The following is a 12042-nucleotide window of genomic DNA, read 5'->3' on the forward strand; positions in this document are numbered from 1 at the left end:
ACAAACTATTGATATTCCCAATCAAAATATTCTTTTAATTGAATAACAATATCATTCCAGGTTTCTCCAGATATTTTATTTATTATAGCTTTCAAATGATTTTCTATTTCATCTAGTGTATAAAGATCAATAACTATCCCTTTATTTATCATTAATAATTTTTCTCTTTGAATCATCCCTAAATTAAAAATATTAGTATAAAAAAAATCACTTCCAGACTCATCTTTAGCCCCTATTGCCAATGTTAAATTTAAGCAATAGGCTGGTTTAAGTATTATTAAGGATGCATCATCTCTTGTTGGGACATTGTAATCAACCCATTTTAGTTCAGCTATAAGCATTTATTTTTTATCCTCATAAATATTTAAATGTAAGTTACTTTCTACCTTTGATGAGCCAGTAATAGGGTCTATGTAAAAACGTTCAAAATTAGACTGTATTCCAGTGTCAGCATAACTAGAATTTTTCTTTGAGGTGGCAGGTCTATATCTTCTTGTCCTATCTTCACTAATGAATCCCCCTTGACTTGTTACCTCATAATTAGGTCCAACCCAAGCTCTACCCAATTCATCTGACTCAGCCTTCGTAAACATTTTACCTTTATATGTAAAATTATTTTTACCTAAAGCAGCATGAGAAAGTTCAGGGTATAATTTAGCTATATTATCTAAATTTTCTTGTCGTAATTGTTGTTTATATTTCTCATAATTAACAAGATTATGTGCTTCATAGTTGAATGATTCTAGATCATACCCCTTTGTCTCCCCAACAATCGGCAACACCTCATTCGCATTTGAGCCTTTTGGCAACTTGAATCTAACATAATTTACTGCTGCATCTCCTATTGTACTGGCAGCTTTACCTGCTGCTTTCCCCACCCCAGTAAGCTCTAACAAGGCAGTACCACCTCTCACTGCTGCTATCGCATCAATCTCATTGACCATATTTTTACCATAAAGGTAATTTACATCGTCAAGACGATAGCCTTCGCCCAAAATGTCTTTACCCGATTGCCATACTGCCTTTCCTGAATCCGATAACATTTCCTTACCGGCTGAAATACACATATCTTCTTTTAAGCAGTTCGCAATACCAAAACCAATTGGCTTGAGTACATCCTCCGGATGATCAAATGCATGCAAGGTACCTTTTAAAGCAGCATCTGCACCATCTGATAACGATTTAGTATAAAGATTATATTTTACTTTCGGTTGTAATGTCTTCGTTACGACATGGCCGTTTGCTTTATCAAATTGTGCCAATGCATTTGAATATTTACCTGTTGAGTAATATTCATCTTTATCCGCAACAGTAAACATCGACTGACGTTTACCACCTGAATTGATAAATGTGCCGCGATTATCATAAGGAGGAACATCCCCTTGAGCCGTTGCTTTTCTTAAGAAAGACTGTGCTTGACCATCTGTTTCGCCTATTTTCTTAAACCAAGCATAGTCGACTTCTTGAGCTGCTTGGGTAATTAATCGCTCCATCGCTTCTTGTTCAGTGACTTGATGCCCTAAACGCTCACTTTCCTCTTGAGCAAAACGTTTTGCGTTTTCTTTAATCCATTTAATCTCATCAACATGAAGCTGTCTGTTATACGTCTCCGCATTGTAAGATGCCAACGCCCCCTGTTTAATCGTTTCACTTGTCCCACCGGTCACTGCACCCGCTGCCGCACCTATCGCCAACGCCGTCATTTGCTGCGCTGCTTGTTTAAGCTTCTCCTTTTGTCCTGCATCTAACTTAAGGTCTTTCGCTTGTTCATTTAAGTAATCTGTAACATACGTGTTCAACCACTCCGACCCTGCTCCCGCTGCCGCACCTGTCGCAACATTCCCCCCTGACATCTTCGCTGCCAATGCGCCCGCAAGGGCATGCATCGCAATCTTCTCTTTGCTGCCGTCTTCAAATTCAAATGCTTTGGCTACATCACCTGTGATTTTTGAAAACAACTCACCCGCCACTTGTGCCGCTTCTTGTTGCTCTTTGATTTCCTGTAAATCAAAGGCTTTCACCTTATGATTTGCATTCTTCGTATCCCGTGAAAGTGCGGTCAGATTTTCCGGTGTTTCTGTGTCAATTTGAATATTAGACCCTATCGCTGATTGCGTTTGACTTGTAGCACTTTCATGTTTATTCCCTAAAGCACTCGCCACCGCGCCCATCGCATTTTTAGCATTCTGAGCCATATTCGTTGAAAGCCCAGCGCTCATGCTTTTCACTTCAATCTCACTGTGGTTTTCAATATCGGTATGACTAAGCGATTTTGTTTGGAAGCGGTTTTTATCTTGGTCGGCTTCACTGTCAATCACAGAGCCCGCAAAGTGCGTATTCCCCGCAACCTTAACATCCATTCCACCTTTGCCCACATGGAAGCCCGTTTGTTCTTCCACTTGGGCATAGTTCACTTTCGCTTTGTTTTGAGAATAGTTCGCTGACACACTCGACCCTGTGCCGTAAATCGCCACACTAAAGCCCGCACCAGCTTGAGTTTGTTTGCTATCGTAGTGATTGCTGTCTTGGCGGCTTTCTAAATTAAGATTGCCTTTAATATCCGCCTCTAAACGGTCTGTTTTAACAACAGCACCTTTGAAATTGGCATCTTTACCGGTTTTTATTACTGTTTCTTGGGCGTTAATATAACTATTGCGTTGGGTGATGCTGTCGCTGTTTTCCCGCCCTTTGCCCACCTGTGCAGAGTCTTCAACACCCAATCCAAAACTATTACCATTCATCCCTAAGGACATCCCCACGTTCCCGCCGCTATTTTTATTTTCACTGCGGTTGTAATAGGTGTCCTGAAGGGATTCTACATTCAGATTTTTTGCCGCATCAAACTCTGCACGTTTGGCATTAATATAAGACCCTAAAACATCCACATTCCCTTCTCGGCTAGTGAGATTAAGCGTCCCCGTATTTAATTTGCTACCTTGATGCGTGATAGTTTTCGTTTCACTGCTTTGTTTAGATTGGCTAGCACCAACACTGACGGAGATTTTCACACTAGGACTAGAGATGTCGCCACCGCCGTTCATATTTCCTAATGAGGAAAGGGTGTCTGCAACACCTTTTGCCGAGCCTAAGACAGAACCAACTTCATAGGCTGCTTTCAGTTGATATAATTGTTTTAATCGTTCATTTTTTACTTCACCACTGCGCTTCACGCTTTTCATCACCGATTGCGCCGCTTCTATCATCGGTGATGACACCGCCAAACTTACGCCGGATTGTTTATACTCATGACGCTCATTCGTATGAATAATATCTTTCCCCGCCTCAACCTTCACGCTCGCGGCTTCAACATCGATACGATTTGTACGTGGTGTTATCATATCCGTGCCCATCACGTGAGCGTGATTGCCTGCTTGGACGCTGATGTTTCCATGCAAAGACCCTAATGTGCTTCGCCCATCCGATTGCGTCCGACCTGCCGATTCAACATGATGTTTTTCCGATTTCGAACCCAAGGTGATGCCTCCGCCACTCGTAAGCACACCCGACGTTTTCTTCGTTTGTTGATGCACTTCTTTAAAGTGATTGGTCGTCGCACCAATATCAACATCATGTCTAGCCTGAACATGGAGATTATCATCCGCAATAGCCTGAATGCCTTTCGCCTTCACATCATGACCTGCTGAAAGAATCACGTCTTTGCCGCTCACTTGGGTACCGAGGTGATTGCGGGATTGCACTTTATCTAAACGCGTCTTCGTGGTCTTCGCCAAACTGCCGCTTTTCGTTTGATGGAACTCCTCAAAATCACTGTCAACTGTCGCCGTGCCCAGAACCAAGTCGTTTTCTGCCAACGCCATAAACTTATTCTTGGCCTCTAATTCCGCACCGGCAGACCAAATATCTTTACCCGATAAGACGACATCTCCCTGGCCTTTCACCCGTGATATGAGACTTTCCGTCACGCGCTCGACGCGGGTGTGATTGCCTCCCCCCATCTTTTCGCTAAAACCAGTCTCTAAAGTCCCCAAACTCATCTTGTTCTTCGCCGAAACATAGGTTCGCCCTTTTCCTTCATTGAGAATATCTGCGCCCGTCACATCAATATTATTCGCCGACACTTGTAATTCGCCGTCTTCCCCTTTGACGTGCAATAACCCTTTTCGTCCTTGTCTCGTGTCTGTGCGTTGATAGCCGTTTTCATTGACTTCGCTTGTGTGGCTTGTACTGCTATGCTTAAAGTTTCCCGCGATATTCAATAAAATCGCTCTGTCCGCTTCTATCGTTCCGCCGAGATTCTCGACATCACCGCTCACCTGCCCGACTATCGCTCTGCCACTAAGCGTGCCTGTGTTGCGAATGCTTGCGCTGTCAAATTGAACTAACTCTCGCCCTACGACAGTGCCACTGTTCGTGAAATCTCCGCCTTTATGAGTTACTTTTTTGCCTGACAGTAAAGCGCCGTTTCCTGTTACATCGCCTTTCTTCGCTAACGCATAAATCTTCGGCACCAGCACCTGCTCTATGCGTCCGTTCCCAAGCGAAACCGGTTGGCTTTCAAACCATACGATGTCTGTCGTTAACTGCGCCACTTGACTTGGCGTCAACGCAATCCCCGGGCGAAGATTAAACTTCTGCGCAAACGTGATGCCCGCATCCATTAAACCTCGATATTGACTGTCAAAGTCGCTGTAGTTGCCCACGAAATTTCTGCCCGTTAAGCGGTTTATTTGTTCGCGAATTAAGCGTTGCTCATAAAATCCGTCACCCAAACGCTTTTGCATCGTTTCCGGCGCATAGCGGAGTGTGTTGAACATATAATCACTGCTTAACCAGCGTTTTTGGTTCGTAAAATCCGGGTCCGTTTCAATCAGCACCTTGCTCGTCGGCGCAGCATTAACTCGATATAACACATTTTGCGGAAGCGTGACATTCGGCTGGATGCTACGCACTTCAAGCTCGTTCGATAACTCAACTCGCGCCAACTGACGCACCGCACTTTGACTTTGTCCCGGTAGGCGCCCAAAATCATTTAATCGCTCCGCTAACGTCGGCACGCCAAGCCCTAATTTATTCCCCGACCATAGTTGCGCCCCATGAAGAATTTGCGATGTGTTTAATGTGGCAAATGAAGCTATTTCACCACCTTCTAATTTAGTCGGTGTGTAGGCACTTATCGTCGCGATTGCACTGCTGTTATTCGCACCCACTTCGGTTAAAGATAATGTGTGATGTGTCGATGCGCTAACCTCATCCGAAGTCCGTTTATTAGCACTGTAATTCACCTTTTCTTCAACCCGATAGACCGGCATATCAAATGGGGTTTCAATAATTCGGGTATATGGCCCTTGATTTTCCCATTTACGTTGAAAATAACGTTTAAAGCCCCCTCGCCATTTATCAAATGTAAACACTTTATCGCCGCTATCCGTAATGCGATGTAATCCTTGTTCACCAATATTTTTAATTTGATTTGTTAAGGACATGGTCTCTCCGGCAATAACGACACTACGTTCATTAACAAAAGATTGACCATCAAAATTTAAGTAACCACCGGCCAGTATTTGACCTGCCACCGTTCTCGTGACTTTGCTTTCATCCACTCGATGATTATTAATATGCAAGCGCCAAAACTCACGATAATATTTTCCCGCTAACGCACCTAACCGGTTTTTATTATGCGCCTCGATTCCGGCATCCACCGCATCTATGCTCTTGCGGTATTTAGCTTCCCACAACTCTAACGGTCTAATGTGTTCGACATAATAATCCCATTTTACTATTTGCTCTTGATAAGCTGCGCTATTCATCCAAAAACGAGATGGTCTGGTAGGGCGCTTAAAATTACCCTCATCATCAAACCAATCACTCTCTTTATACCAAGGTTGTTCCGCTAAATCATCAAATGGAAACGGGGGCTGTTGTTCTACCGGTGCCGGAACACCAAAGTATGCCCAAATAGGACTATCCGAACCATATTGCCCTGCCGGTGTATACTGACAAGCATTTTTTCCGTTAATATAGTCACACGTCATTTCATTACGAATGGCAAGCGGTGTATCTTTGGTTATGACGTCTCCTGCTTTTAAGACCGTCGGTTCCGCGCCATCATTTTTATAAACTAGCTGTCCCGCACGGCTCCAACCGGCCCAACGAAGTAATGTCATTGGAATATGAGGATCGTTAGTATTTATCCCCGATTTATCTCCATTTAAATTATTCGTAAAATCGGTTTGCAAATTATGGCGAGCATTACGCCCCATCGGCACAATGTCAGTCTTATTCACAGATCTATTTTCTAATTTCGTGACCTCAGTTGGCGCTTTACCTGTTTTTACGTGTTCAACAAGAAAATGCACGTTATTGTTATGAATTTGCGCGACGTTTAAGTGTATGTCTTGTTGCGCTTCAATCACACTACTGTTATTGCGTAATGTGTCAGCCTTGCCCTCCGCATGATTATCTGCGTTTAGTGTTCGCCCAAAGGTCATCTCTCCTGCACTAAATAAGATTGCACCCACCTGATTATCGGCTAAATAATGTACCGTATTATTTTCCACCTCGTGTGCAGCGATGTCTAAGCGTTCACGCGAGGCAATGACAGCCGATTTAATTTCCCCATTTCCGTAATCTTTATCGCTGTTTTCAATTTTCTCTGCTTGAAGTGCAACTTCATCACCATAAATACGACCTTTCCCTGTATTGAGTAAATGCTTCCCTGCCTTCACAACCGTTTTTGCATTTCCATCCGAGCTAATCCCATTAATCAACCCTTCATTGGTGATATTACCTTTGGCGTAAACTTGGGTATCTGCACTACTAATTCGTCCATCTACATCATTGGTAATATGGTACGCATTAAGCATGACACCGGCATTCGCATATAAATTATGTCGATTCGTTAAATTTCCCGCCGTTGTAATGGAAAGTGTGTCTTCGGCATTAATGTGATTGTTTGTCACAAAATCTTTTTGTTGGGTAATTTGGACATTTTTACCCTCAATATGTCCATCGGTCGTAACATCATCAGCAACAATTGACAGAGCCCCCCCTTGCAAGCGTCCTGATTGGTTATCAACATGTAAATTTGTGCCTTTAATTGAAACCGCTTGATTTCCTGTTATCTCACCTTGCTGATTATTGAGAGAGTGCTCTACGGCTAAATGGCTCTCGGTACGGCTATGAATTTTACCTTGCTGATTATCGATAGACTGCGCAGAAATTTTTAATGCAGAGGCTAAGATACCTTCCCTTACTTGCTCTGAAATTGATTTTGTATAGCGATTATCGAGTTTTGCAGTATTCATTATTAAAAGATTTCCACTTTCAATAAATGATCCCGATGCCCCGACTTTTTGATTGCTGATTTCTGTCGTTACATTTAATGTGAGATTATCTTTTGTACGAATTTCACCACCACGATTATCAACGCTATCGGCCAAAATAGTCATTTCACCTAATCCGTGAATTTTACCGTTTTGTTGGTTATCAACTAATCCTGTAACTTGGAGCTTACCTTGTGTTTCAGCATAAATAGCCCCGTTATGATTTGAGAGAGAACCACCTTCAAAAATGAGGTTCTCTTTACTAATCACTTTACCCTGTTGATTATCTAAGGCCTGTTGCCATAAATTAAGATGAAGCAATCCTTTTTCGTTATAAATCGTTCCTTGGTGATTATCTATGCCATTTGCAATAATGCTTGCATTTTGCTTTGTAATGATGTTGCCTAACCTGTTATTCAGCCTTTCCTTAGAAGAAAGCAATAAATTGCCTGCAATCGTATTAATATTTCCCTCTTGGTTATTTACACTTTTTGCATGAATTTCAACCTTATCATTTGCTTTGACTTGTCCCTTCTGATTATTAAAAATCTCTGTCGCCCGAAGATTAAGTAGATCACTCCCTTGCAATAAACCCGTTTGGTTATTAATCGATTGCGCAGTTATCGTGACAGCATTCGCGCTGACTCTACCTTGCACATTGCTAAGATCTTGATTTACTGTTATTTTTTGAGATGCAAATGAGGAAAGGATACCTGAATCATTTTTAACAGATTCTGTCGTTATAGTCTGGTCGCCTTGACTTAACACATACCCTGTTTTATTTAAAAATTGCTGTGTACTGATCACCAATCGACCTAATGAAATGATGCCTTTTTCTTTTGGTGGCACTTCTCCTTGTTGGTTATTCAAATCACCTTGATGAGTATTAATCATCATATCTTGACGGCTTTGAATTAAACCTGCCTGATTATCTAATAAGCCACTATTGATTTTAGAATTCGCGCCCGAACTCAATTTACCTTGCTGATTGATTAAATCTTGCTCATGAGTATCAATATCAAGATTCCCCTGCTCTGCAATTAACATAGCATTGGTATTATTTAGTCTACCACTACGAATAATGGCGTTCTGTTTTGCGACTATAGTGCCATCGGTATTGCTCACTGTGCCGGAATTTAAGTTCAAATCCGTACCGATAGAAATCTCACCGTTTTCGTTGGATAAAGTTGAGGAACCAAGCTGAATATCAGCTTGCTGTGCCGATTGAATATAGCCTTGGTTATTATTCAATTGCTCCGCTGTAATAGCCAAAGCTTGTCGGCTTACTATGGCTGCCGACATATTATTCACAGATTGACCGTGAGTATTTAAGGTAACACCTGTATCACCTTGCACGAGACCTTGTTGATTATCTAATTGGCCGCTATCTAGATGCACCGCCTGCCCCGCAACGATTTTACCATGTTGGTTATTCACTTGATGTTGTTGGGTATTGATGACTAAGCGTCCCTGTTCAGCTAATAACAGACCTTGTCTATTATTCAATTCTTGGCTAATGACATTTAAATTATGAATTGCAGAAAGCTCACTATGCGTGTTGATTAAGTTATGTTTAATTGTCAGATCAGCATTATCAGCCGCAATAACGCTTTTTTGTGTAGAATCAAGTGTGCCGGCGTTTAGCGTTAATGCTCCCGCACTGATTTTACCTGCTTGTTGCCGTAAACTATTTGCCACCGTAAGAGTAGTCTTTGCGGCACCTGAAATTAGTCCTTCGCTATTCTCAAGCTGTTAAGTGTTTAGAGATAAATCACTACCGCTCTGTACAATACCTAAATGATTCTCTAATTGCGCGACATCTAGTTGTGCTAAATTAGCTAAAATTGCCCCTTGATCGTTATCTAATTTACCTGCATCAATTTTCAATTTACCTTTAGCTAAGATTCCATGTAATTTATCTTTCGTTTGTTGATTATTAATAAGTTGTCCATGGGCATTAATCACAACATCACCTTCGCTGTGAATAGCACCGTTAATGTTATTTAATTCTCCACTATTAACCATTAACATTGACTTCGAACGGATCTTACCCGTCTTATTTACAAGCTTTTGCTGGCGTGTATTAATCGTTACCGCACTTTGAAGACCATGAATCTCACCACCGGTGTTATCTAGTGCTTGACTTGAAATGGTTAAATCTTTCGAATCGGCTTGAATAAAACTGTTTAAGTTCTCTAATTGATGAGCCATTGTTAAGGTAACACCCTTCGCAATAATCCGACTCTTATCCGAACTTCTCATATTTTGAGCCGACACGACTATCTCATCTGCATCAATTTCACCATTCTGCTAACTTAAATCCCCTGAAAGCGCAATATTGCCTTGCTTAGCCGCCCCGATCTTACCGCCATCATTAGTCAGACCTACACCATTTAAGGTGAAATTTTGCCCGGAATAAATTAACCCATGTTGATTATTAGTATGGGCTATTTGGAGATTTTGCGCGCCACCACTAACAATACGTCCTTGTTGGTTAAAAATATTTTCTGATTGGATATCTAGATCACCTAATGCCACAATACCTTTATTCTGTGTACTTGTATTACTTAATGTCTGTTTATTAGAGAGAGACTGCCCTTGTGTATTGATTGCAATATGTTTAGCTGATTGAATTAAACCGGCATCGTTAATAAGCTCACCTGAAGTAATGGAAAGCATTTGGTCCGATAACATTGCGCCGTGACTTGAATCTAATTTGCCTTTCCCTACATTGACAGTCAATTTACCACTTGCCAATAAACGACCTTGTTGATTATCCATACCGCTTGCTTTAACGGTCAAATCACCTTTAGTTTTAAAAGTACCGCCTTTATTTTGTAGCTCATCCACAACTTCAAGCTTTAACTCTCCCAAACCGGTCTGTTCCCATACTGTATTTTGCGTATGAAGAGAACGTTGCTTAGTTGTAATATTTTCCGCTTTTAAATAGCTATTTTTAGTTTCAAGTAAGGTCGGCGTTGATAAAGCTAGCTCTTCATACGCAATAATAGCGGCATTATTCGCCTGAATGTTATCTTCGGATGCGGTGACATTAATTGAATATGCGGATGTATGGCTATTATCCAAATTTGCTGCCGAACCTGTGATTTGAATTTTGCCTGATGCAAGGTTTCTCCCTTGTAAGGTGGCTTTTTCAGTTGTGATCGCTGTGATGTTTTTACCTTGTGCAGAGGCTTTTTCAAGAGAACGTTCCTCGCCTTGCGCAACATCCTTAACATCAACGCCTGCAGCAATAAGCGAGTGCGTTGAAGCTGTCACTTTTGGAGCTTGATAATTCACATTTCCTTTTGCAATAGTCTCACCATTTTGGGTGATGCCTTGATTTGCACTTTTATAAATATTGCCATTGCGTGCTACAACCGTACCGTCTTGTTTAATCTCAGTCCGCGTAGTGAGTACAATAGCGCTTTGTCGATTTTCAATTTTACCTGTATTTTCAATACCTGTTTCACTAACTAATCGCAGTTCTTTCTGCGCATTTACAGTCCCCGTATTTACGATACGCCCATGGCTATCAATTTGTAATGTTTCCGCACTAGCGCCAATGTGCCCGGCATTCCGAACGCCTACCCCCTCTTCCGTTCCAATCAAGTGGATTTTACCTGAGTACATACCCCCTAATTCGCCAACATCGAGAGCAAATTGAGGTTTATTTTCTGTTGATAAGGTTTGCTTCGTATGCGTAATTTGGAGATCTTCGAGGTTATCTGACCGTTTAACGGTATTTTTCCCTGTGATAACTTTAGTTTCTTTCTTAGACCAAATACCTGCATTCGCTTGCATTTCACGCGTAATCACTTCGGTGTAATCAACACGACTATTATCTAAACCTTTACCTGAAACGCTTACCAGACCGTTTTCAACGACAAAATTTTCCAAATTACCATTTACAACTTGTGGTTTACCCGTTGTGAAAGTCGTCCGGTCTGAATTAATGACTCCACATCCCTCACAATGCAAACCTGAGGGATTGGCAATAATCACATCCGCTTTTTTACCGGCCACTTCCACATACCCTTTTAACACAGAGGGATCAGACGAATTGACTTCATTTAAAATAACTTTAGCCTCTCCACGAGCAAGATAAGGGTTACCTGTAATCATTCCTGCTTGTTGAGTTTGAACATTAGTACGACTGTTATTTAAAATGGCTCCCTTGGTATCCACATCAAATTTTGAATATTTATTGTGTGAAAGTCCTTTATCATTAGGTGTTTGTATATTTACCTGAGGGAGTCCATTCGCGGTTTGTAAAATAATCGGTTGTTCATTTTTAGGTGCTGATTTATCTGCTTGAATAATAAAGGTATCGGCCATCACGGAATCTGGAAATGCAACAAACCCCAAAGCACAAAATAAACTGAAGGTAAGCGGTTGAATTCGAGCTAAAATTTGCGGAACAGTAAAAGATGATATCTCGGCTGATTTACCTTCCGACTTTGCAAGCTCAGACACCACAACTAAACATTGTAAAGTTTTGCTAAAGATGATACGAAAACATTGTTTATTCATAATTTAATCCTGTTTTATATATTCCTAATGAATAGATTCTGATAGCTATATTTTAGATATTTTACATTATTAACTCATATTATTTAATTTATATTTAAATTTTTACTGATTATGTATCAAATATAAAAATGGTTGAAGTCCTTGTCGAAACATTAGCTTTATATTGAAATAGGCTAAAGTGATTCATCCTCCTGCAACCTTAGGAAGCCGTAATTTCAGCTTTGTG

4 protein-coding genes are annotated in these 12042 nt (G+C 41.1%); all 4 read right to left on the minus strand.

The features are described 5' to 3' along the window. Positions 1–5: 5 nt before the first annotated feature. Positions 6–341 (minus strand): Imm8 family immunity protein, encoded by a 336-nt coding sequence (locus J5X96_RS07575; protein WP_209362783.1) that lies wholly within the window; start codon positions 339–341, stop codon positions 6–8. Continuing rightward, positions 342–9011, minus strand: a complete 8670-nt coding sequence (locus J5X96_RS07580) for a hemagglutinin repeat-containing protein (RefSeq protein ID WP_305852110.1) — start codon at positions 9009–9011, stop codon at positions 342–344. A gap of 24 nt (positions 9012–9035) precedes the next feature. Continuing rightward, entirely contained in the window at positions 9036–9494 is a 459-nt protein-coding gene (locus J5X96_RS07585) for a hypothetical protein (protein ID WP_209362787.1), read from the minus strand. A gap of 99 nt (positions 9495–9593) precedes the next feature. Continuing rightward, entirely contained in the window at positions 9594–11816 is a 2223-nt protein-coding gene (locus tag J5X96_RS07590; protein ID WP_209364795.1) for a filamentous hemagglutinin N-terminal domain-containing protein, read from the minus strand. Between the last annotated feature and the right edge of the window lie 226 nt (positions 11817–12042).

This window comes from Aggregatibacter sp. 2125159857 (assembly GCF_017798005.1).
Lineage (GTDB): Bacteria > Pseudomonadota > Gammaproteobacteria > Enterobacterales > Pasteurellaceae > Aggregatibacter.